We start from the raw sequence: 22908 nt of genomic DNA, 5'->3' as shown, positions 1-22908 counted from the left end.
CTATAATTTTAAATAGGCTGAATCAAAGGTAATCTTTGCTTCAGCCTATTTCTTTATGGATAACAGCTCTCTGTAAGCTCTGATTTTTCCCTGGTCATTCTAACCCTGTAAAATCTTTCAAAATCGTTTTCATGTATAGGCGATAAAGGCCCTTCTACCTTAAGACTCCTCAAAATGGGGATGATAGTAGTGGAGTGACCAATAATTAAAATACGTTTTCCCCAGTCATCATGCCTGGTGATCTGATAAATCAGACTTTCACCTGTTGAATCTGCTGTATAATAACAAGTATCAATATGCTGGTATATTCTCAGACTATCGGCAGTTTGAATACTTCTTTTAAATGGAGTAATATATATTTTATTGATAAGGGAATCTTTTAAAAGATGATAAAGTGCACCAGCTCTGTGCTGCCCCGCTAAAGTTAGGGTAGAATCGCTCCCCGGGTTCCGCTCTGCATGTCGTACCACGAAAAAGGTGCCCGTTAGAAAAACGCTATCGTCCGATACTTCAATAGGTTGTTTGACTGCTTGTTTAGGCTTGCAGGCAACCCATACCAGAGCAATTGATATGAATATTACAAATATGCGCATAAGGCGAAATTAAAGAAGAAAATCAGCATACGCCTATCCAAAAAAAACGCGGGTTTAGGAATAAACAATTACATTTATTTGCAACAAAATAAATAACCGCTATGAGAAAATGGGTAATTCCCGTCGTTATTTTTTTATCAGCCCATTCCGCCTATGCTCAGCAAAAGAGTGCGCTAACTGTAGAAAAAATCATGCGAGATCCAAAGTGGATCGGTACTTCGCCAGATGCAGTTTTCTGGGGATCTGATAATCAGACCCTTTACTTTAACTGGAACCCGGATAAGCAGATTTCCGATTCTCTCTACTTTTCAAGTATTAAAAACAGCAACCCTCAAAAAACCAAAGCTGCTGAAAGGTCATTAATTCTGGCCCAGTCTCAGGGTACCTACAACCGCGATAAATCTTTATTGGTTTACAGTTACCAGGGAGATATTTATCTGTTGGAAACTAAAACCGGTAAAGTACAGCGACTTACCAGCACTGTGGCCCGGGAAGTAAACCCTGTATTCAGCTTTAGTGAAAAACAAATTGTGTACCAGCAGGATGATAATCTGTGGGCCTGGGATAAACAAAATGGCCAAACCACTCAATTAACTAATTTCCAGTCGGGCAATCCGTCTGATGATAAAAGTAAAAGCAATGCGCAGGAAGAATATCTTCAGCGTCAGCAACTCGAATTACTGGACATCATCAAGGATAAAAAGGCTAAAAAAGATGCAGCTACTGCTTTCAATAAAGCTCATGATGCCCCTGCCCTGCGAAAATTATATACACAGGATAAAAGGCTAACAAACGTACAAATTAGTCCGGACGGCCGTTTCGTTACCTATACTTTATACTCCGTACCTAAAAATGCAAAAAACACCATCGTTCCCGAATTTGTAACGGCTACAGGATTTACCACCGATATACAGTCGAGAGAGAAAGTAGGTGCTCCGCAGGAAAAGTATGAGAGCTTTGTATTTGACCGGCAAAAAGATACAGTATTACCAATCATTACAACAGCATTACCGGGAATAAAAGACCTACCGGATTACACAAAGGATTATCCTCAGAAAGATACAGCGGTTACAAGACAAGTGATTGTAAATGGTCCTTATTGGTCGGAACAGGGAAGATATGCGCTGGTAGATCTCAGATCCCAGGATAATAAAGACAGATGGATAGCTTTACTGGATGCAGGTACAGGTACTTTAAAATCGATTAACCGGCAGCGGGATGAGGCTTGGATAGCCGGGCCCGGAATTGGCTGGAGCCAGGGAGGCAGCAATATTGGCTGGGTTGATGAAAACACCTGCTGGTTCCAATCTGAAGCCACAGGATATTCACATTTGTATACCTATCAGGTTAGTACTGCCAACACAACACAATTAACCAAAGGTAATTATGAAGTGCAGGATGTGCAGTTATCTCCAGATCACAAACAATTTTACATAGTTACTAATGAGGTACACCCCGGAGAAAAGCAGTTCTATCATTTGCCGGTACAGGGCGGGAAAGCAGAAAGGATTACCAGTCAGACCGGGGCGCATGAAGTAACGGTGTCGCCCGATGGGAAATGGATAGCATACCGCTATTCTTATTCCAATAAGCCCTGGGAGCTGTTTATACAACCAAATGAAGGGAAGGCCAAAGCAATACAGGTAACCAATCTGGCACAATCTGAAGAATTTAAGGCTTACGGATGGAGAGATCCGCAGGTAATTACTTTTCAGGCAAGAGATCAGCAAACCGTGTATGCAAGGCTTTATACACCGGATCCGGCAAAGAAGAATAATGCAGCCATTATTTTTGTGCATGGAGCAGGATACTTACAGAATGCACATAAGTGGTGGAGCAGCTATTTCAGGGAGTATATGTTTCATAATATGCTGACGGATGAAGGCTATACGGTTATTGATATTGATTACAGGGGTAGTGCGGGCTATGGTCGTAACTGGAGAACCGGTATTTACAGACATATGGGAGGAAAAGACCTGGATGATGAAGTTGATGCAGCTAAATATCTGGCAGAAAAATTGCAGGTCGACGCAAAGCGTATAGGCATTTATGGCGGAAGTTATGGAGGTTTTATGACGTTGATGGCTTTATTCACCCAGCCAGATGTATTTGCAGCCGGTGCCGCTTTAAGATCAGTAACAGATTGGGCTCATTATAATCATGGATATACCAGTAATATCTTAAATGAACCGTTTACAGATAGTATAGCATATCGCCGCTCTTCGCCTATTTACTTTGCGGAAGGGTTAAAAGGAAAACTACTGATGTGCCATGGGATGGTAGATACGAATGTTCATTTCCAGGATATAGTACGTTTATCGCAGCGATTAATTGAGTTAGGAAAGAACAATTGGGAATTGGCAGTTTATCCGGTAGAAGATCATGGTTTTATTAATCCAGCCAGTTGGACGGATGAATACAAGCGGATACATCTGTTGTTTAATAGTACCCTGCTGCAACCATAAAGATTTTAATTTTTTTTATTTTAATGTTTTTTAGAGAGCTATTCGTTTCTTTGCAGATTCATAAGTAAAATGTGATAGTTAAATAAGAAAAATTTTTAATATAATTTATCAAATATAGATTGTCATGCTAGTATTCTACAGACTATTCTATTTAGATAAAAAGAAACAGGGAATACGGTGAATAATGTTTGAATATTAAGAAATCTTAATCTTCAAGTTATTATGCACCATATTCCTTTTTTCGTTTTAATTTGAGATCTTCAAAATACACCATATAAAACCATATCTGACAATACAATATTCACATTTTACTGATGGAATATTAACAAATTAAATGCGATATTGCAATGATAAACCTTAGCACAAACCCAAAAATCGTATGTGTGGAATAGTAGCTTATATCGGGCAAAGAGAAGCCTACCCGGTAGTATTAAAAGGATTAAAAAGACTGGAATACAGAGGATATGACAGCGCAGGTGTAGCCATTATCAATAATGGATTACAAGTTTACAAACGTAAAGATAAGGTAGCAGCGCTGGAAGATTATGTTGCAGGAAAGGACATGCGAAGCCATATCGCTATCGGACATACCCGCTGGGCCACCCACGGAGAACCAAGTGATAGAAATGCTCACCCTCACAAATCCGGAGATGGCAAATTAGCAATGATCCATAATGGTATCATTGAAAACTATGTGCAGCTCAAACAGGAACTGGAGAAGAAAGGGCATGTTTTCACCAGCGATACTGATACCGAGGTATTATTACATTTCATTGAAGAGATTAAGAAACAAAACCAATGTTCACTTGAAGAAGCGTTGAGAATTGCCTTGAAGAGAGTTGTTGGTGCATATGTTATTGTTTTGATAGATGAGGAAAATCCGGATACCCTGATTGCTGCCCGTAAAGGTAGTCCTCTGGTTATTGGAGTAGGAAAAGGAGAACATTTCCTGGCCTCAGACGCCTCTCCTATCATTGAATATACCAAGGAGGTAGTGTATGTCAATGATTATGAAATTGCAATAATTAAGGCAGATGAACTGATCCTGAAAAATATCTCCAATGAAAGACAAACTCCATATGTGCAGAAGCTGGACCTGGAGCTTGCAGCCATTGAAAAAGGTGGATATGATCACTTCATGCTGAAAGAAATATTCGAACAACCGCAGACTATATTTGATAGTTTACGTGGTAGGTTGGATGCCAAACATGGTACACTTACGATGGGCGGAATGCGCGAATATGCAGAAGCACTTATCAATGCAAAACGAATTGTAATTGTTGCCTGTGGTACCAGCTGGCATGCCGGTCTGGTGGCTGAATATATGATTGAAGAATTATGCCGTATTCCTGTGGAAGTGGAATATGCATCTGAATTCCGTTATCGTAACCCTGTAATTGGTGTAGGGGATGTAATCATTGCCATCTCCCAATCAGGAGAAACTGCCGATACATTGGTTGCTTTGGAAAGTGCAAAAGAGAAAGGAGCAATTATTTTGGGCGTATGTAACGTAGTTGGATCGTCTATCGCCAGAATGTCGCATGCCGGAGCATATACACATGCCGGCCCTGAAATTGGTGTAGCCAGTACCAAAGCCTTTACCGCTCAATTGGCTGTGCTTTGCCTCATGGGTCTGAAACTCGCAGCAGACAAAGGTACCATCAGCTCACAACGGTTCCAGCATTTGCTCGACGAACTGGATCAAATTCCTGATAAAGTTGCTACAGCCTTAAAACTGGATGACCAGGTCAAACAAATAGCAGATAAATATAAAGATGCACGCGATTTCCTCTATTTAGGCCGCGGATACAACTTCCCGGTTGCACTGGAAGGCGCACTTAAATTAAAAGAGATCTCATATATCCACGCTGAAGGCTACCCGGCCGCAGAAATGAAACATGGTCCGATTGCACTTGTAGACGAAAGTTTACCTGTCGTAATTGTTGCCACAAAAGACAGCTACTACGAAAAGATTGTTTCCAATATCCAGGAAATTAAAGCACGTAAAGGAAAGGTTATTGCCGTTGTTACTGAAGGTGATACTACCATTCCTCCAATGGCCGATGATGTAATCGTTGTTCCTGCAGCCGACGAATTGGTTGCCCCTATCATTTCTGTCATTCCACTACAATTACTCGCTTATCATATCGGCGTACTGAAAGGGCTTGATGTGGATAAACCACGCAACCTGGCAAAATCAGTTACGGTAGAATAATAAACTGGTTACTCGCAAAGAATGTAAGTTCTTTGAAGAGTCATAAGATTATTTATATAGAAAAAAGGATTAGTAATTAAACCAATTACTAATCCTTATGTTTCTTTTAAAAGCTTTGCTGCTTTGCGAGAAACATCGTTAAATTGACGTATCCTCATGAATAAAATTCAAAAGAAGCCATTATCTGCGCTGGGATATAACTTTATCGAAACACCTTTACCAAAAGGAAAAGATGAATATTATCTACGCAACGAACAATGGAGCAGAAAAGACCAATACAGAAAACTAACAGCATATGAAGTTGAAGCATTGGTCCGCAACGATAATACTTCTGACGATTGGAATACTATCTTTGTTTCAGAGGAATTTAACCCCCAATTAGTACAGCACTGCCACTTCTACGGCATGGTACGAATTGGAAAATTGGAACCTTATTACCTCGAATTCCATAATCTCAGACTACCGGTTGGATTATATAACAGCACTATCTGCGCCTGCGATTTTGGCGATAATGTGGTGGTGCATAATGTAAACTACCTCTCCCACTATATACTTGGCAATGAAGTGATCATCGCCAATGTAAATGAGATGGCAACAACCGACTATGCCAAATTCGGTAACGGTATCGTTAAAGAGGCTGAATCAGAAAATGGCCGCATCTGGCTGGAATTGTGTAACGAAAACGGTGGCCGCAGAGTAATGCCATTTGATGGTATGCTACCCGGAGATGCCTATCTCTGGACCCGCAACCGGGATGATGAACAACTTCAACAACAATTCAAGTCATTCACAGAAAAACAGTTTGATAAAAAACGAGGGTACTACGGAATGGTAGGTGACCGATGCGTAATCAAAAACTGTAAGATCATCAAAGATGTGACCATTGGCTCAGATGCCTATCTGAAAGGAGCTAATAAGCTGAAAAATCTCACCATCAACAGTAGTATGGAAGCCTCTTCACAAATCGGAGAAGGTTGTGAACTGGTGAATGGGATTATTGGCTATGGCTGCAGAGTATTCTATGGGGTAAAAGCCGTTCGTTTTATCATGGCCTCCCACTCACAGCTGAAATATGGCGCCAGGCTAATCAACTCCTATCTGGGAAGTAATGCCACCATCTCCTGCTGTGAAGTACTTAACTCACTTATCTTTCCAGCTCACGAACAACATCACAACAACTCTTTCCTTTGTGCTGCATTAATCATGGGACAAAGTAATATGGCGGCCGGTGCTACTATCGGATCTAACCATAATTCAAGAGGCGCAGATGGTGAAGTGATTGCCGGACGGGGTTTCTGGCCCGGACTATGCGTAAGCCTTAAACATAATTCCAACTTCGCTTCCTTTACATTAATTTCTAAAGGAAATTATATGTCGGAACTCAATATTCCCATTCCTTTCAGCCTTGTGGTTAATGATGAACACGACAACAGACTGAAAGTAATGCCAGGTTACTGGTTCCTGTACAATATGTATGCTATTGCCAGAAATTCCTGGAAATATGTAGATCGTGATAAACGTATCGATAAAACCCAACAAATCGAATACGACTACCTCGCTCCGGATTCTGTGGAGGAAATGTTTAACGCCTTATCCATCATGGAACTGGCAACAGGAAACGCCTGGTATGCTTTAGCAGAAAATGCTTCTAAAAAAGCATTAACGGAAAAGGATATACGCAAAAAAGGAAAAGAACTATTGCTGAATAATCCTGAAGAAGTAGCTAAATTAACCATACTTGTTAAAGGCTTTGAAAACAGCTCCAGAGAAGTACAATTGTTAAAGGTGCATAAAGCATATCCTCTTTTCAGGGAATTAATTGTATTTTATGGAATCAGAAATATTCTGGCCGCCAATAAACCATCTTTCCTGGCATTACAAGCTGCCGTTAAGAATGCCAAACGAAGCAACTGGCAAAATGTAGGTGGACAGCTAATGAAATCTGAAACAGTAGAACAGCTGAAATCGAAAATTAAGAAAAACAGAATCAGTAGCTGGAATCAATTACATGATCAATATGTTGAAATCGGAGAAGAATATGCAGCAGAGAAATTACAGCATGCTGTTGCTTCAATGATGGAAATTAAAGACGTAGCAATCAAAAATTTAAGCCCAGAGCTACTATCCGCCTGGCTTACTGAATCCATCAATACAATGGAATGGCTTACTGCACAAATTAAGCGTTCCAGAGAGAAAGATTATATAAATCCGTTCAGACAAATGACCTATCAAAGCACTAAAGAAATGGATGCAGTGATAGGCAAACTGGAAGACAATAGCTTTATCAATCAAACCGCTACAGAGCTGGAAGAATATAAAAATAACATTCAAAAAACTATCCAGGAATGGGAACTGTAAAACAAAAAGAGAGATGTGGCTGGTCAAATAAAGACGAACTATATCAGAACTATCACGATCATGAATGGGGCCAACCAAACCATGATGATAGACATTTGTTTGAAATGTTATGCCTGGAAGGAATGCAAGCAGGTTTAAGCTGGTATACCGTACTTACAAAACGTGAGAATTATCGGAAAGCATTCAATAACTGGGATGCAAAAAAAATAGCTCAATACGATGAAAGTAAGGTAGAAGCTTTAATGCAGGATGCTGGTATTATCAGAAACCGGTTAAAGATCAATGCAGCTATTACCAATGCGAAAGCATTTCTTGCAGTTCAAAAGGAATTTGGAACATTCGATAAATATATCTGGTCGTTTGTAAATCATAAACCGATTATCAATCATCCGGCCAAAATGAGTGATGTGCCTGCAAGTACCCCTATTTCAGATACAATGAGTAAAGATCTGAAAAAGCGTGGGTTCAAGTTTATTGGTACCACTATCTGCTATGCATTTATGCAGGCCACAGGAATGGTTGATGACCATGTAGCCAATTGCTGGAAAGTAAAAGAAAAATAATTTATAGAGGATCTATTAACTGTAACGCGAAGGCTGTGAGAATTAGGTAATAAGAATTCTCATCACCAGGCACCTGAGTAAAATCAGGCAAAATTTACTTTTAATAGATTCTCTATTTTATTTCAGTTATAGTATAACTCCCAAAACACACTTTTTAAATATAAGTCGGGAATAAATCTATTTATTGAAATTCGGAACTCCAACTTAAGACATATAGCCTTTTTAAAGAACTAGGAATTGAAGATCTTTAATTAATCAGAATCTCAGATAACCCTTCATTTTTAATAAAAGAATCATCAGTCAGTGTATTCAGGAAAAAATATAGTTGTCTTTTTTCCTGGGCGTTTAAGGATAAACCATCTTTTACCAACGGATCGGTTGTTGCAGTAACCTTTATTCCATGATCATAGAAATCAAATACCTGGAAAATATCAAAGAAACGACCGTCATGCATATAAGGGGCACTCTTTAATACATTCCGTAAAGAAGGTACCTTAAATCGCAAATTATCATCCGTACTACCCGTTATTTTCATTCTGCCTACATCATTCAGGGCTTCCAGGTATGGTAACCCATTACTACGATAGCTGAAATCAGTAAAAAGAGGCTCTTTATGGCAGGCTGCACACTTCTTCTGATATATCTTATACCCAGCCGCTTCTTCGGCCGTAAAATCGGCTTTATGCAGCATTACACTATCATACTTAGCATTGGCCGAAATCATAGTAGCAACAAACTGACTGAATGCCTTAAACATTCTTTCGCTGGTAATACTATCTGACCCATATGCTTCCTTAAACATTCTTCGATATTGTGTATCAGAGCGCATTTTGGTCAATAAATCAGGTAAATCAGATGCCATTTCGTTTCTATCGGTAAGTGGAGTAAGTGGCTGGATATCAAGATGATTAACTCCTCCATCCCACATAAACTCTTTCTGCCAGATCAGATTAAACAAGGTTGGAACCGATCTTATCCCCTGCCCTCCTGCTACCCCATGTGCCAACGCATGATCGAAATGCCCGAAAGCTGCAAACTGCTGATGACAAAAACCACAGGAAACAGTACTGTCTTTTGATAATCTGAAATCATAAAACATAAACCTACCCAGGGCTATACCCTGCCTGGTAAGCGGATTGTGTTTAAAATCATAAACCGGAGGAGGAAAATGCGCTGGAAAAATCAATTGAACCGGCATAGGTTTTTGCTGTACAATTGCTCCTTGTACCAATACTATCAACAGGCAGAAACCTGCAACTATATAGGTTGCTTTATATTTCATTTTTGAATACCAATAATTTGAAACATATGCTGATAGTTTGCCGCTATTCGCTTCGCCTGGTAAGATGGTGCCATAATTACCGGTTGTTGTTGAAATCTGATGGTATCTGGCAGAAACCATTTATTCAGATCGGCCGTCATTTGTAGCGTAACATTTTGCTTACCCGATAGTTCTAAATTCTCCGGAAATGTTAAACTAATATATTTGAGAATCTGATCTTTTACTTTATATCCGCCTACATGAAACACGAATTCCCGGGTGGGAGATTGAATTAAGGGTGAATGGCCTTCTACCTGGGCCATAATATAACCACTGTTCCAGGACCAAAACATACCAGATTCTACTGCCAGGGCACCGGATTGTGGCCCGCTCACATTTTTGATACTATCTACTCCCAGTAAAAACCTGACTCCTTTATATTTTCCTGATGGAATATCAGGTAGCTCAATAATTTTACTTGCAGGCTTCGATTCATCTATCAAAAAATAGGTAGGTGCCAAAGAAATATATTTATCATCTGCAGTTAGTAGTGCAAAGTTGCTGAGGAAGTAACGGAAACGACTAATGGTAAAAGGTTCACCAGTCGGAGTATAATAATTCGTTTCCCGTTGCATGGTATCATTTCCAACCATATGCGTAATTGACATTCTGAAGAACGAAGACTGTCCTTTTACCGATGTTACAATGCCGACAACAATGATCAGAGAAAGAAAAATCCGCAAAATCATGTAAGGAAGTTACAATGATTTTGCGGATTAAATGGAATTCGGCTATATTAATTCGCTTTATATCCTTTCCATCCAAACAGGAAAACTATAAAGAAGCAAATGGCAGGGATACCATAAGAAATGGCTACAGACTGCCACTCAACTACAATTCCCATCAGGTATGGTACGCTGGCTCCGCCAACGATAGACATGATCTGGAAGGAAGATGCTCTTTCTGTATGTTTACCTAATCCTCTGATCCCTAAGGCAAAAATTGTAGGGAACATAATAGACATAAAGAAGAAAATAGCAATTAATGCACAAACAGCTACCGGTCCTGCTCCTGTCATAACTATCAGACACAAGGCAATACTAATGACAGCATAAATTGATAACAATTTATTAGGTGCAATCTTTCTCATTAATGCTGTACCAACAAAACGGCCCACTGTGAAAAGTCCTAATGCTAATGATAACATCAGGGATGCATTCTTAGATTCCAGTCCATTCCAATAAGCAGTTGCATAATTGATGAATAATGCACCAACTCCAACCTGAGCAGCAACATAGAAAAACTGTGCAAATACACTCCATACAAAATGCTTACGTTCGGAAAGAGGTCGATTATCTTCTGATAAAACATCTGACTCTTCTTCAGTTTTTATAATCTCCGGTAAAGGAGTTCTGTAGAAGAATGCAGCAATCAACAATACCACACAACCAATTACGATATAGGTTAGCTGAACAGATGTCAGATCCCTGGATGTACTTCCAAAAAACAAGCTATGACCAATAATAGGACCTAAGAAAGATCCCAGTCCATTAAAACATTGGGAAAGGTTAAGTCTTTGTGTTGCTGTAGCTGGTGATCCCAATACCGTAACATAAGGATTTGCAGCAGTTTCCAGACAGGCTAGTCCACATGCTAATACAAACAGGGAAGCCAGAAAGAAATTGAAACTCTGTGCGCCGGCAGAAGGATAAAACATGAATGCACCGGCCGCATATAAAAATAGCCCCAGAATAATACCACTTTTATATCCAAATCGTTTCATGAACATACCGGCAGGAAGGGCCATTAAAAAGTAAGCTCCAAAATAAGCTCCCTGCAATAATGTTGAACGTTTGGCTGTAATATTTAATACCTCCTGAAAATGCTTGTTCAACACATCCAATAACCCATAAGCCAGTCCCCATAAGAAAAACAAGCTGGTAACCAGAATAAATGGAAAAAGAAACTTGTTGGATTTAGCCTCAGTATTTGTAGTAGTGTAGGAAGAATTACCTACTGCGCCTCCTGCCATAACGAAGAATTTAAAAGATTTAAAAGATAGTAAATTGTTGGCTGATGTATTAACTGATTGATCTGTCGAGATGCGTATATCCTCCATCTACATACAGGATTTGACCTGTAGTATGGGAAGAACGTTCAGACAGAAGAAATACGGTTGTATTGGCAATTTCTTCTGATGTGGTCATTCTTCTTTCGAATGGAATTTTTGCTGTAATAGAAGCTAATTTTTCGGTTGGATTAGGTAAGGAATTAATCCAGGTTTCATAAAGTGGCGTCCATACTTCAGCAGGGATTACTGTATTTACGCGTACACCTGCCGGCAGTAATTCCACAGCCCATTCGCGGGTCAGTGCATTAATAGCGCCTTTGGAGGCAGCATAACCACTGGTATTACCCTGGCCGGTGGTGGCTACTTTTGAACCAATATTCACAATATTACCTTTAGTAGCTTTAAGATAAGGTAATGCGAAGTGTGCAAGATTATAATAGTGACTTAAATTAAGCTGGAGCGATTGCATGAATTTTTCAGGAGAACCATTTTCCAAACCTACACCATCATTGGCGCCTGCATTATTTACCAATCCATCTATCTTTCCATATTTGGCAATCGTAGCAGTAATCACGTTGCGACAAGCGTCAACGTTGCCTAATTCGGCTGTTACTGCTGTTGCTTTACCACCACTTGCAATAATTGCATCTACAGCTTTATTGTTGTCGGTTTCGCTCCTACCGGCTATAACTACACTACCGCCTTCTGCTGCGATTAATTTTGAAATGGCTTCACCAATACCTTTAGCGCCTCCGGTAACAATAAACACTTTTCCCTGTAATCCTAAATCCATAATACTATGTTGAATAATAATTTTTAGAGTTGATAGAAGGTAATGGCATTACCTCCCATTATGTTGGCCTGCTCATTAGCAGCAAGGGTGCTAATGAAATCGTTGATTAATTTCTTCTGTTCATTATAAGCAGCGGCTACCAGACATACAGGCCAATCTGAACCATATACGAGTCTTTGCGGTCCGAATGCTTCCAAAACCGTTTCGAGGTAAGGTCTGAAATCAGCAGGCTTCCATCTTTCCCAATCAGCTTCGGTTACCATCCCGCTTACTTTACAATATACATTTGGTGATTGGGCAATCTTTTTCATATGAGCTGCCCAGGTACTGAATTCCTGGCGTTTAATTTCCGGCTTCGCCAGATGATCAATAATCAAACGTTGATCAGGGAATTTCAATACAAATTCTTCAACAGCCGGAAGCTGTTTGGGATAAACAAGAATATCGTAGGTGAAATTGAAATCAGATAATGCACTGATTCCTCTGCAAAAATCATTTCCTAAGAGAAAGCGGTTATCCGGTTCTCCCTGTACTATATGCCTAAAACCTTTTAGCTTAGGAAACTTAGTATATTGTTCCAGCTGCGCTGAAATATCATCTGCACGTAAATCTACCCATCCTACAACTCCTTTGATAAAATCGTGCTGTGCTGCCAGATTAAGCAGAAAAGTGGTGTCGGCAGGTGTTTGATCTACCTGCACAGCCACACAACCATCTATACCATTGGCAGCATAAACAGGTGCAAGATCTTCAGGCATAAAGTCGCGGCGTATACGGTGCATAGTTTCATCTATCCATGCATCGCGTATTGGATCATATTGCCAGAAGTGTTGATGAGAATCGATTATCATAACATGAGTATTAGAAATTTCACGCAGAGCAGCATAAGAAGCAAAGGCGCAAAGATTGATTGTAATTGATTTTTAAGTTTATCAATAATATTCAAAAAACGTTGCTTCTTTGCTTCTTACGCGCCTTTGCGTGAAACTATAAAGCAAAGATTTGGTCCATGATGATCCATTTTTCACCTGCTTTGGCAACAGGGAGGGCTTGTTGATATTTCCACATCAACTGCTCCCATACCTGTACGGCAGGATTTGCTGCATCCATAGCATCCTTGCGTTCAAAAGAAAAAGTATCGTCTACTTCCATAATCATAAACAGACGGTTACCTGCCCTATAAATGTCCATCACAGTAATGCCACTGTCGGTGATGCTTTTTTTGATTTCAGCTGAAACAGTTTTATGATGTGCTTCGTATTCGCTGATCATTTGAGGATCATCAACCAGATCCAGAGCCAGACAATATCTTTTCATATAGCTTATTTATAGGCTACTGCTGTTTGTTTTGAAGTACCTAAACCGTCGATTCCCAATTCAATTACGTCTCCTGGTTTCAGGTAAACCTGTGGATTCATTCCTAAGCCTACTCCAGCTGGTGTACCAGTAGAGATTACATCTCCCGGGAGCAGTGTCATAAACTGACTTAAATAGGCAACTACATAAGGAACATTGAAAATGAAGTTGGAAGTATTTCCATCCTGCATAGTTTTACCATTAACGGTAAGCCATAAACGAAGATTATCTACGTCTGCAATTTCATCTTTAGTAGCTAACCATGGGCCTAATGGAGCAAAGGTATCACAGCTCTTTCCTTTAACCCACTGACCACCTCTTTCGATTTGAAAAGCTCTTTCGCTGTAATCGTTATGAAGGCAGTAACCTGCAACATAATCCAGCGCATCTTTTTGTTCTATGTAGCTGGCTTTTTTACCAATTACAACAGCCAGTTCCACTTCCCAATCTGTTTTCTCACTGTTACGCGGAATAACCAGATCATCATTCGGTCCTACCAATGCGGAAGTACTTTTGAAGAATACGATTGGTTCAGCAGGAATAGCTGCTCCTGTTTCACGAGCATGATCTGCGTAATTCAAACCAATGCAAATAATTTTTGAAGGTCGTTGAATTGGTGAGCCCAAACGGGTACCTTCAGCAACTTTCGGGCATTGGCCAGCATTAGCGGCAAACCAGGCAGTCAGGCGATTAATACCGTCTGTTTCAAAAAAACGTTCTCCAAAGTCTTCACCGAATGCACTTACATCAAACATGCCAGCACCAGTTACTACACCCGGTTTCTCTTCTCCCGGTAATCCAAACCTGATCAGTTTCATTTCACTACTTTTTTATTTGTTAATTTTAGTTGATTTCCTTTAATGTTTTTACCTGCAGTCTTCCATTCTCCACATACAAATCAATTATTGGGTCTACCTGTTCACCTTTTACAAAAGAGAAATAAACGTGACTATCGTCTTTTGTTGGCTGTATCATTGCTTTAGTATCCAATGGCAGGGTAATGTTCATTTTTTTAGTTACTCCTCCGAACTCCACATAGAGTTCAACATTCTTCACTGAATCAATTGGTCTTACTTCTGCAATAAACTGACCCAATATTTTTCCCGACTGTATATCTTTACGATATGAGGCTACCAGGCCTTTTGCACCTGATAATTTGCCCAGGCCTAAAGAATCTTCCATATACATCCAGATTCTTTTTGGCGGTGTTGCAGCCACAAATATTTTTGCTTCTCCATCACTGATAGAACCGTGATAATATCTGGCATTATGGCTAGGTTTCAGCACTGCAACATAAACACTATTCGGTTGGTCCCAAAGTACTTTAAATAAGTCGGTATCTGAAACATCTTTTAAAATAACCTGATCAAAGGTTTTCTCCTTTTTCAGGCCTTTTACCTGAAACGAGATAGTAATCTGTGAAGTATCTTTCTCGCGGTCACCGATTGTTACTGAAACAGTTCCATCAGGTGTTGCGGGATGCACTACGTTTGCGCTATCGGCACCTTTGGATGCCTGGTTTCCAGAGTTACAGGCGGATAGTATGGTGATGGCAATTGCCATCCCTAATCGAAATTGTTGCATGAGTTAATAATGATTAATGAACGATGGCGAAAGATACGTGGAAACCATCTTACATTATTCATTAATTATTCAGGCGGATAAAACCTCCATCGATCGGATAATCTGTTCCTGTAATGAATCCGGCTTCGTCAGAACACAGGTATAATGCCAGATTACCTATTTCTACAGGTTTTGCCATCCTGCCTATTGGTTGTGTTTTACTTAATTTTTCAAATATTTCCTGTTCTTGTCCAGGATAATTTTTAGCTATAAAACCATCTACAAATGGAGTGTGTACCCGTGCCGGAGAAATGCTATTGCAACGAATATTAGCACCCAGATAATCCTTTGCTACGGATAATGTCATGGTAAGCACCGCCCCTTTACTCATAGAATAGGCAAAGCGATCAGGAATCCCTACACTGGCAGCTATTGAAGCTACGTTCAGGATTACTCCTCCACCTTGTGCCTTCATTGTATTAATAACGGCATACATACAGTTGTAAGTGCCTTTTACATTTACCTGATACACTCTGTCGATATCCTGTTCGGTTGTATTTTCCAGACTCCCTACATGCGCAATTCCGGCACAGTTGACAAGTATATCCAACCTTCCGGCTTTTTTTGTAATCCCCTCCATTACGCTTATAACAGCAGCCTGATCTGCCACATTACAACCATGAACAGTTGCTTTACCTCCTGCCGCAACAATCGCTTCTGCCGTAGACTTTCCACCTTCTTCATTTAGTTCTATAATATGCACATCTGCTCCCTGTGCCCCGAATGTTGTGGCTATTGCCTGTCCTATCCCGCTTCCTCCACCAGTTATTACTGCTGTTTTGTTATCTAACCTGAACAATTCCATCATTAAAAATTTAAGGGTTCTAAAATACCTATTAAAATAAGGTGTTTTAGATTCTATTTTCACTGTATTTTATACTTTCTTGCCTAATTTTGGCAAAATTCAATAAATTGTAAGTTTTCTACCCTTATTAAGACATGAAAATGACCTTATTGTTGCTACTTACCCTTGGGATTACGGGTATAGCAACGGCACAGAAAATACCTGTAAATAAATACGGCCTGGCTGTTATTAATACTAAGGAACAATATGAGATGCAGGTAAAGGCAGATAGTAACCAGTTGCTGGTAAACCTTGAACAATTTATTCCTGGTATCCGCAAAGATGTTCGCTATGCTACGACCAATAACTTTACGCATCAACTCCTATATTCAAATACCAGTATTTATATGCGCCTCCCGGCAGCCAGGGCATTGAAAGCCGTGCAGGACGAATTACGTCAGAAAGGCTACGGACTTCTAATTTACGATGCGTATCGCCCCTACAGAATAACAGAAAAGATGTTCACGATTGTACCAAACGACCTATACGCCGCCGACCCACGCAAGGGATCAGGACATAACAGAGGCGTGGCGGTTGATTTAAGTATGGTAGATCTGAAAACAAATCAACCTGTTGCAATGCCAACAGATTTTGATGATTTTACCTATAAAGCACATCAGAATTACAGACCAGCGGACCCCAAAATTCTGGCCAACAGGGATTTACTACGCACAACAATGGTAAAACATGGTTTCAAAGGCAGTTCCACAGAATGGTGGCATTATTATCTGCCTACCTATAAAAAATATATGTTAATGGATATTGTCTTCAATTAACGGATCTTAATTGTATCGGTTCTATTATCAATACCTTTCCATTTAAGATAATAGGTACCAGGAGCCGGTGGGTTAAAAATATAGGTGATAGACTGGGTTGTAGTTGTTTCAACACACGGCCCGCAGGCATTATTACCCACAACCACCGTAATATTAACATCCTGGCCTTTACGTTCTTCAGTTACACCGTTTATAAACATGCAACCATCGGGAAATTTACAGATTACATCAAATCTGGCTCCATCCATCATACCCAGATAATTAACATTATAAATGTTTCCGTTCTTAACCTGAATACAGCTAGAGTTTAAGCCCTGGGTATTATCATCTTTTTTGCAAGATGCCAGCAAAATTAAAAGTGATAGAAAACAAAATATTCTCATGCTCCTTAAACGAGACTTCTATAAAAAAGTTACAAGCCAACTGTTAATTTAGGTTAAAGTATCATATGATCAATAAAAAAGAGGCTGCATCCTATTGAACAGGAGACAGCCTCTTTGACTATTTAAAATTATCTAGTAAATCTTATTCAATGCATCAACATAGGCGTGAACAGAAGCATTAACGATATCTGTAGAAATTCCAAATCCATAGTAAGACTGGCCGTTATACTTAACACGCATATTTACTTTACTTACATCTTCACTACCACCTCTCATAGATTGAACGTTATATTCGTCCAGTTCAATATCATCTTTGATAATTCCATGAATGGCGTTGATAGTTGCATTTACAGGACCGTTACCTGCAGCACTTGCCTCCTTCTCTTCTCCTTTAATCCTCAGCTTGATGGTGGCCATAGGACGCAGAGGATCTCCGCATACCACCTGCAGTAAGGTTACCTTAATAGCCTGATCATCGTAGGTTTTGGCATCTCCATCGCCCATTAATTCCAGCAGATCAGCATCATTGATTTCTTTTTTGCTGTCAGCCATTACCAGGAAGCGTTGGTAAACCTCATCGAGATTGATGCGCTCCAGGTTATAACCTAAACGTTGTAAGTGATGTTTCAAGGCATGACGACCACTTCTTGCTGTTAGGATAATGGCATTTGAACTAATACCAACATCTTCCGGATTGAGGATTTCGTAGTTTTCACGATGTTTCAATACTCCATCCTGGTGAATACCAGAACTATGAGCAAAAGCGTTTCTACCAACAATGGCCTTGTTTGGCTGCACTGGCATATGCATCATTGTTTCTACCAGGTTGCTGATTTCGTAGATACCTTTTGAATTGATATTGGTATGATAACCAAGGCTATGATGGGTTTTCAGGATCATAGCTACTTCTTCGAGAGAAGTATTTCCTGCTCTTTCACCAATACCGTTGATGGTACACTCAACCTGTCTGGCTCCATTTACAATACCTGCAATTGAGTTAGCCGTAGCCAATCCCAGATCGTTATGGCAGTGAACAGAAATAATAGCTTTATCTATATTCGAAACATTATCTACCAGGTATTTAATTTTAGCACCATATTGGTCTGGCAAACAATAACCATTGGTATCCGGAATGTTTACAGTGGTAGCACCGGCAGCAATAACTGCTTCAACCATACGGGCCAGATATTCGTTATCTGCACGGCCGGCATCTTCAGCATAGAATTCAATATCATCGACAAACTGACGGGCATATTTTACAGCAGCAACAGCTCTTTCCAGGATATCTTCGCGGGTGCTGTTGAATTTGTATTTGATGTGCATATCAGATGAACCGATACCGGTATGAATACGTTTACGCTTTGCGAAACGGAGTGCATCTACGGCAGCATCAATATCTTTAGTATTGGCACGGGTTAGCGCACAGATAACCGGTTCACTTACCGCTTTGGAAATCTCCACAACACTTTGGAAATCACCAGGGCTGGAGATTGGGAAACCGGCTTCAATGATATCCACACCGAGAGCCTCTAATTTTTTTGCGACTTCAATTTTCTCTACTGTCGTCAACTGGCATCCTGGCACTTGTTCACCATCTCTAAGAGTGGTATCAAAGACGTATACACGATTTTTATCCATGACTATAAATATTTTTATCGAATAATTAATTCAGGTTTTCTAATACTTTGGCGCCCATTGCATCGGTGCCCATAACGAATTCATTTGGCGTATGTTTATTGGCAATATCCATGGTTCTGTAACCCTGGCGCAGCGTTGCTTCTACAGCTTTTATTACACGTTGCGATTCGGTTTTCAGTCCAAATGAAATATCTAATAAAAGTGCTGCAGATAAAATGGAAGCCAGTGGATTAGCAATTCCCTTTCCAGCAATATCATGTGCAGAACCATGTATTGGTTCATAGAAACCTGTACTGTCGCCTACTGACGCTGAAGCCAGCATACCCATAGAACCAGCTATCTGAGAAGCTTCATCGGTAAGAATATCACCAAACAGATTTCCGGTAAGCACCACATCAAATCGTTTAGGATCTTTGATCAGCTGCATTGCTGCATTGTCGATAAACATATGTTCAGTTTCCACATCAGGATATTCTTTAGCGACATCCTGCACTACTTCTCTCCAAAGCCGGCTTGCTTCCAAAACATTTGCCTTATCTACCGAACAAAGCTTCTTACGTCTGGTGCGTGCTGCCTCGTAGGCTTTGCGGGCAATACGCTCAATCTCATATCTGTGATAAATCATCAGATCTGAAGCAGTATTGCGATCTGCGGTTCTGATCTTCTCGCCAAAGTATACATCGCCTGTTAATTCTCTAAAGAAAAGAATATCGGCTCCTCTCAGAATTTCCGGTTTAATGCTGGATGCTTCCAATAATTCGTCAAACAGCTTAATTGGGCGAAGATTTGCATATAATCCCAGTTCTTTTCTGATTTTTAGCAAGCCCTGTTCTGGTCTTACTTTCAACGTAGGATCGTTATCATATTTAGCATGACCGATAGCACCAAAGAGAATAGCATCAGATCTCCTGGCTTTTTCAAGTGTTTCATCAGGCAGTGGATTACCAGTGGCTTCAATGGCAACATGCCCCATGATACCTTCTTCAAATGTAAAAGTATGGTGGTAGTTGGCCGCTATCGACTGCAGCACTTTTTGTCCCCATGCTGTAACTTCTTGTCCGATCCCATCACCTGGTATTACTAGTATTTTCTTCTCGACGCCCATAAATGGTTTTAAACTTTATTTAGAAATTATATGGTCTGGTTGTTTCGTATTGTTCAATGTTGGTACGTAGACTTAACAAATAGTCTATATCATCATATCCGTTGAGCAGGCAAGTCTTCTTATATTGATTAATATCGAAGTTGGCTTTTAATCCTGTGCCAATAATATGAATAAACTGATCTTCCAGATCTACTTCAAATGTGGCTGCCGGATTTGCTTCAATAGCCTTGAAGATCTTATCCAGAAATTCGTCGGTCACCTGTATTGGCAGAATAAAATTATTCAGGGCGTTGTTGCGGAATATATCTGCAAAAAAGCTGCTTACAACTACTTTAAATCCTGCATCAGCAATAGCCCATGCAGCATGTTCACGAGAAGAACCACAACCAAAATTTTTACCGGCAACCAAAATCCGGCCTTTGTAAAGAGGGTTGTTCATTACAAAATCCGATTTAGGTGTATTATCTGCTTCGTAACGCCAGTCACGAAACAAATTTTGTCCAAACCCTTCTCTGGTAGTGGCTTTTAGAAATCTGGCAGGAATAATCTGGTCTGTATCGATATTCTCAATTGGAACAGGTACTGCAGAAGAAACTAAATGTTTGAATATCTTACTCATAAAAATCTTTCTCTTTAAATTTTAGTGGCGGCAATACGCAGACGAACATAGTCGGCATATAACTCCCCATCGCGGATCAGCTGTGGTGCTACTTCGTGTTGCACTTGTTCCATTATTGCGCTGGCATCTTTTTCAGGTACATTAGCAAAAAAATGGCCTGCAAACATTTCTAACCAATCAATGATCCCGGTATCTTTATTCACTAATTTAGACGGACGCTTAAAATACTGCAGCTTATCTACCGTAAATCCGGCTTGCTCCAGTAATGTGGCATAGGCAGCTGGGGATGGGAAATACCAGAACGGCTCATAAGTATATCCACGTTGTTGCATGGCTCTTTCCAGGCCAATTACAATACTGTCGACATTTCCTTTTCCTCCCATTTCAATAACTAATCTGCTGCCCGGATTCAGGTGATGTGCCATTCTCTCAATTGCTTTCTCTTTTTCTCTTACCCAATGCAAAGCAGCATTGGAGAAGATGCCATCAAATTTTTGAGGCAGTGAAAAAGTGGTAGCATCAGCTACTTCGAAATGTACCTGAGGAAAGTGTTTGCGTGCACTTTCTATCATGGCTGCAGATGCGTCTATGCCGGTAACGGAAGCTCCTTGTAGTGCCAATTGCGCTGTGAGTTCTCCTGTGCCGCAGCCGAGATCAAGAATAGCTTCACCGGATGCAGGTTGCAACCAGTCGATCAGGCTATTACCATATTCGAAAACAAAAGCGTGTTTTGACTTATACAAGTCGGCATTCCATTGGTCCATATACTTAGTTTTATTGCATAAATGATCTTATATCTGTTACTTTTCCTGTGATAGCCGCAGCTGCTGCTGTTAAAGGACTAGCCAGGAATGTACGTGCATTAGGGCCCTGGCGGCCTTCGAAGTTTCTGTTGGAGGTAGAAATACAATACATATCGGCAGGCACTTTATCCTCATTCATAGCCAGGCATGCAGAGCATCCGGGTTCTCTTAGCTGAAATCCGGCATCTGCAAAGATCTTATCAATTCCTTCGGCTTTAGCCTGGGCTTCTACCTGCTTGGAACCTGGTACAATCCATACTACCACATCACTTGCTTTTTGCTTACCCTTTACAAAGTCGGCAACCAGTCTTAAGTCTTCGATTCTGGAGTTGGTGCAGCTTCCGATAAATACATAATCCACTTTCTGGCCAAGCAAAGGTTTACCTGGCTGGAGATGCATATAGTCGAGCGATTTACGGAAAGAAGGTCTTTCCTTCTCTTCTATTTCTTCCAGTGCAGGAATATGGCCGGTTATGCCAATTCCCATACCAGGGTTGGTTCCATAAGTAATCTGAGGCTCTATATCAGCAGCATCAAAAGACAGTACACTGTCGAAATCCGCATCTGCATCTGAATATAATGTTTGCCAATAGGCTAACGCATTATCCCAATCGGTTCCTTTAGGGGCAAATTCACGTCCTTTGAGGTAAGCGAAAGTTGTTTCATCCGGGGCGATTAATCCACCGCGAGCGCCCATTTCAATGCTCATATTACAAATGGTCATACGAGCTTCCATGCTCAGGTTTCTGATGGCATCTCCGGCATATTCAACGAAATAGCCGGTAGCTCCTGAAGCAGAGATTTTGGAAATGATATATAAAATAATGTCTTTAGACAGTACTCCTTTTCCCAGCTGGCCATTTATTTCGATTTTCATCCTTTTAGGCTTATACTGGAGGATACACTGTGTGGCCAATACTTGTTCCACTTCGGAGGTACCGATCCCAAAGGCAACGGCTCCGAAAGCACCATGAGTACTGGTATGGCTATCGCCACAAACGATAGTCATTCCTGGCAGGGTAATACCCAATTCCGGCCCAATCACATGCACGATACCCTGGTAACGATGGCCTAATCCATATAAATCGACTCCAAATTCTGAAGTGTTTTTTGTCAACATTTCCACCTGATGGCGGCTCAAAGCTTCTTTAATGGGTTGGTCTTGGTGTAGAGTAGGTACATTGTGGTCTGCGGTTGCTTTGGTTTTTCCTGGTCTGAATACCGGAATACCACGTTTACGCAATCCATCAAATGCTTGTGGGCTGGTTACTTCGTGGATAAAGTGAGTGTTAATATACACGGCATCAGGGTGACCGGCTTTTTTAACTACTACGTGGCTATCCCAAATCTTATCAAATAACGTTTTTCCCATCCTTGATTGCTTCCTTTTAAAAATGTTTATACCTTCAAATCTAATGGTCATTAATTAATTGGCATATCGT

Annotated in this window: 21 protein-coding genes; 5 read left to right on the top strand and 16 right to left on the bottom strand. The window is 40.4% G+C overall.

The window, feature by feature from the left end; translation table 11 throughout:
• Positions 1-53: 53 nt before the first annotated feature.
• Entirely contained in the window at positions 54-593 is a 540-nt protein-coding gene (locus DVR12_RS06875; protein ID WP_116974901.1) for a histidine phosphatase family protein, read from the bottom strand.
• Between the two features lie 101 nt (positions 594-694).
• Between DVR12_RS06875 and DVR12_RS06870 the strand changes: the two genes are divergently transcribed.
• The 4 genes from DVR12_RS06870 to DVR12_RS06855 all read left to right on the top strand — a co-directional run bounded on the left by DVR12_RS06870 (position 695) and on the right by DVR12_RS06855 (position 8194).
• Entirely contained in the window at positions 695-3058 is a 2364-nt protein-coding gene (locus tag DVR12_RS06870) for a S9 family peptidase (RefSeq protein ID WP_116974900.1), read from the top strand.
• 379 nt (positions 3059-3437) lie between these two features.
• Positions 3438-5273 carry a glutamine--fructose-6-phosphate transaminase (isomerizing) gene (gene glmS / locus DVR12_RS06865; RefSeq protein WP_116974899.1) on the top strand — a complete coding sequence of 612 codons (1836 nt, stop codon included), beginning with the start codon at positions 3438-3440 and terminating at the stop codon, positions 5271-5273.
• 156 nt (positions 5274-5429) lie between these two features.
• Complete coding sequence (locus tag DVR12_RS06860; protein ID WP_116974898.1) at positions 5430-7631, top strand: DUF4954 family protein; 2202 nt, start codon at positions 5430-5432, stop codon at positions 7629-7631.
• Positions 7619-8194, top strand: a complete 576-nt coding sequence (locus tag DVR12_RS06855) for a DNA-3-methyladenine glycosylase I (RefSeq protein WP_116974897.1) — start codon at positions 7619-7621, stop codon at positions 8192-8194. Before DVR12_RS06860 ends, DVR12_RS06855 begins: the two co-directional genes overlap by 13 nt.
• A gap of 247 nt (positions 8195-8441) precedes the next feature.
• Here DVR12_RS06855 and DVR12_RS06850 read toward each other — a convergent pair whose 3' ends face one another.
• The 9 genes from DVR12_RS06850 to DVR12_RS06810 form a co-directional block, all read right to left on the bottom strand.
• On the bottom strand, positions 8442-9476 hold the full coding sequence (locus tag DVR12_RS06850; RefSeq protein ID WP_116974896.1) for a cytochrome-c peroxidase: 1035 nt from the start codon (positions 9474-9476) through the stop codon (positions 8442-8444).
• On the bottom strand, positions 9473-10204 hold the full coding sequence (locus tag DVR12_RS06845; RefSeq protein ID WP_116974895.1) for an MbnP family protein: 732 nt from the start codon (positions 10202-10204) through the stop codon (positions 9473-9475). Before DVR12_RS06845 ends, DVR12_RS06850 begins: the two co-directional genes overlap by 4 nt.
• A 47-nt stretch (positions 10205-10251) precedes the next feature.
• On the bottom strand, positions 10252-11487 hold the full coding sequence (locus DVR12_RS06840; protein WP_116974894.1) for a sugar MFS transporter: 1236 nt from the start codon (positions 11485-11487) through the stop codon (positions 10252-10254).
• A gap of 49 nt (positions 11488-11536) precedes the next feature.
• Positions 11537-12319 carry an L-fucose dehydrogenase gene (locus tag DVR12_RS06835; RefSeq protein ID WP_116974893.1) on the bottom strand — a complete coding sequence of 261 codons (783 nt, stop codon included), beginning with the start codon at positions 12317-12319 and terminating at the stop codon, positions 11537-11539.
• 23 nt (positions 12320-12342) lie between these two features.
• The gene (locus DVR12_RS06830) at positions 12343-13170 is read right to left on the bottom strand and encodes an amidohydrolase family protein (protein ID WP_116974892.1); all 828 of its coding nucleotides are present in this window, start codon (positions 13168-13170) and stop codon (positions 12343-12345) included.
• 136 nt (positions 13171-13306) lie between these two features.
• Complete coding sequence (locus DVR12_RS06825) at positions 13307-13636, bottom strand: L-rhamnose mutarotase (protein ID WP_116974891.1); 330 nt, start codon at positions 13634-13636, stop codon at positions 13307-13309.
• A 5-nt stretch (positions 13637-13641) separates the two neighbouring features.
• Positions 13642-14493 (bottom strand): fumarylacetoacetate hydrolase family protein, encoded by an 852-nt coding sequence (locus DVR12_RS06820; protein ID WP_116974890.1) that lies wholly within the window; start codon positions 14491-14493, stop codon positions 13642-13644.
• Positions 14494-14518: 25 nt separating this feature from the next.
• Entirely contained in the window at positions 14519-15259 is a 741-nt protein-coding gene (locus tag DVR12_RS06815; protein ID WP_147323423.1) for a hypothetical protein, read from the bottom strand.
• A gap of 61 nt (positions 15260-15320) precedes the next feature.
• Positions 15321-16103, bottom strand: coding sequence for an SDR family NAD(P)-dependent oxidoreductase (locus tag DVR12_RS06810; RefSeq protein ID WP_233522153.1), 783 nt, complete (start codon positions 16101-16103; stop codon positions 15321-15323).
• A gap of 134 nt (positions 16104-16237) precedes the next feature.
• Here DVR12_RS06810 and DVR12_RS06805 point away from each other — a divergent pair, with 134 nt between their 5' ends.
• Positions 16238-16918, top strand: coding sequence for a M15 family metallopeptidase (locus DVR12_RS06805; protein WP_116974888.1), 681 nt, complete (start codon positions 16238-16240; stop codon positions 16916-16918).
• On the opposite strand, the gene DVR12_RS06800 is transcribed toward DVR12_RS06805, so the two are convergent.
• The 6 genes from DVR12_RS06800 to leuC form a co-directional block, all read right to left on the bottom strand.
• Positions 16915-17169: a hypothetical protein gene (locus tag DVR12_RS06800; RefSeq protein ID WP_158563218.1), complete on the bottom strand. Its 255-nt coding sequence runs from the start codon at positions 17167-17169 to the stop codon at positions 16915-16917. The two genes, DVR12_RS06805 and DVR12_RS06800, sit on opposite strands and share 4 nt — an antisense overlap.
• Positions 17170-17433: 264 nt before the next feature.
• Positions 17434-18939, bottom strand: coding sequence for a 2-isopropylmalate synthase (locus DVR12_RS06795; RefSeq protein WP_116974886.1), 1506 nt, complete (start codon positions 18937-18939; stop codon positions 17434-17436).
• A 25-nt stretch (positions 18940-18964) separates the two neighbouring features.
• Positions 18965-20044 carry a 3-isopropylmalate dehydrogenase gene (gene leuB, locus DVR12_RS06790; RefSeq protein ID WP_116974885.1) on the bottom strand — a complete coding sequence of 360 codons (1080 nt, stop codon included), beginning with the start codon at positions 20042-20044 and terminating at the stop codon, positions 18965-18967.
• Positions 20045-20063: 19 nt separating this feature from the next.
• A complete protein-coding gene (gene leuD, locus DVR12_RS06785) occupies positions 20064-20663 on the bottom strand; it encodes a 3-isopropylmalate dehydratase small subunit (protein ID WP_116974884.1) in 600 nt (199 codons plus the stop codon).
• 14 nt (positions 20664-20677) lie between these two features.
• A complete protein-coding gene (locus DVR12_RS06780; protein WP_116974883.1) occupies positions 20678-21427 on the bottom strand; it encodes a methyltransferase domain-containing protein in 750 nt (249 codons plus the stop codon).
• 10 nt (positions 21428-21437) lie between these two features.
• Positions 21438-22838: a 3-isopropylmalate dehydratase large subunit gene (gene leuC, locus DVR12_RS06775; protein WP_116974882.1), complete on the bottom strand. Its 1401-nt coding sequence runs from the start codon at positions 22836-22838 to the stop codon at positions 21438-21440.
• Positions 22839-22908 lie beyond the last annotated feature (70 nt).

The sequence above is a fragment of the Chitinophaga silvatica genome (assembly GCF_003419895.1).
GTDB lineage: Bacteria > Bacteroidota > Bacteroidia > Chitinophagales > Chitinophagaceae > Chitinophaga > Chitinophaga silvatica.
Note: the sequence above shows the minus strand (reverse complement) of the source record. Positions and strands in the feature narration are given on the sequence as shown.

Excerpts from the sequence above, each read along its gene's own strand:
- DVR12_RS06825 (WP_116974891.1), bottom strand. The coding sequence starts at position 13,636 with ATGAAAAGATATTGTCTGGCTCTGGATCTGGTTGATGATCCTCAAATG.
- DVR12_RS06805 (WP_116974888.1), top strand. The coding sequence starts at position 16,238 with ATGAAAATGACCTTATTGTTGCTACTTACCCTTGGGATTACGGGTATA.
- DVR12_RS06855 (WP_116974897.1), top strand. The coding sequence starts at position 7,619 with ATGGGAACTGTAAAACAAAAAGAGAGATGTGGCTGGTCAAATAAAGAC.
- DVR12_RS06800 (WP_158563218.1), bottom strand. The coding sequence starts at position 17,169 with ATGATGGATGGAGCCAGATTTGATGTAATCTGTAAATTTCCCGATGGT.
- DVR12_RS06845 (WP_116974895.1), bottom strand. The coding sequence starts at position 10,204 with ATGATTTTGCGGATTTTTCTTTCTCTGATCATTGTTGTCGGCATTGTA.
- leuD (WP_116974884.1), bottom strand. The coding sequence starts at position 20,663 with ATGAGTAAGATATTCAAACATTTAGTTTCTTCTGCAGTACCTGTTCCA.
- DVR12_RS06830 (WP_116974892.1), bottom strand. The coding sequence starts at position 13,170 with ATGATAATCGATTCTCATCAACACTTCTGGCAATATGATCCAATACGC.
- DVR12_RS06795 (WP_116974886.1), bottom strand. The coding sequence starts at position 18,939 with ATGGATAAAAATCGTGTATACGTCTTTGATACCACTCTTAGAGATGGT.
- DVR12_RS06840 (WP_116974894.1), bottom strand. The coding sequence starts at position 11,487 with ATGGCAGGAGGCGCAGTAGGTAATTCTTCCTACACTACTACAAATACT.
- DVR12_RS06815 (WP_147323423.1), bottom strand. The coding sequence starts at position 15,259 with ATGCAACAATTTCGATTAGGGATGGCAATTGCCATCACCATACTATCC.
- DVR12_RS06875 (WP_116974901.1), bottom strand. The coding sequence starts at position 593 with ATGCGCATATTTGTAATATTCATATCAATTGCTCTGGTATGGGTTGCC.
- DVR12_RS06860 (WP_116974898.1), top strand. The coding sequence starts at position 5,430 with ATGAATAAAATTCAAAAGAAGCCATTATCTGCGCTGGGATATAACTTT.
- DVR12_RS06850 (WP_116974896.1), bottom strand. The coding sequence starts at position 9,476 with ATGAAATATAAAGCAACCTATATAGTTGCAGGTTTCTGCCTGTTGATA.
- DVR12_RS06780 (WP_116974883.1), bottom strand. The coding sequence starts at position 21,427 with ATGGACCAATGGAATGCCGACTTGTATAAGTCAAAACACGCTTTTGTT.
- leuB (WP_116974885.1), bottom strand. The coding sequence starts at position 20,044 with ATGGGCGTCGAGAAGAAAATACTAGTAATACCAGGTGATGGGATCGGA.
- leuC (WP_116974882.1), bottom strand. The coding sequence starts at position 22,838 with ATGGGAAAAACGTTATTTGATAAGATTTGGGATAGCCACGTAGTAGTT.
- DVR12_RS06835 (WP_116974893.1), bottom strand. The coding sequence starts at position 12,319 with ATGGATTTAGGATTACAGGGAAAAGTGTTTATTGTTACCGGAGGCGCT.
- DVR12_RS06820 (WP_116974890.1), bottom strand. The coding sequence starts at position 14,493 with ATGAAACTGATCAGGTTTGGATTACCGGGAGAAGAGAAACCGGGTGTA.
- DVR12_RS06870 (WP_116974900.1), top strand. The coding sequence starts at position 695 with ATGAGAAAATGGGTAATTCCCGTCGTTATTTTTTTATCAGCCCATTCC.
- DVR12_RS06810 (WP_233522153.1), bottom strand. The coding sequence starts at position 16,103 with ATGGAATTGTTCAGGTTAGATAACAAAACAGCAGTAATAACTGGTGGA.
- glmS (WP_116974899.1), top strand. The coding sequence starts at position 3,438 with ATGTGTGGAATAGTAGCTTATATCGGGCAAAGAGAAGCCTACCCGGTA.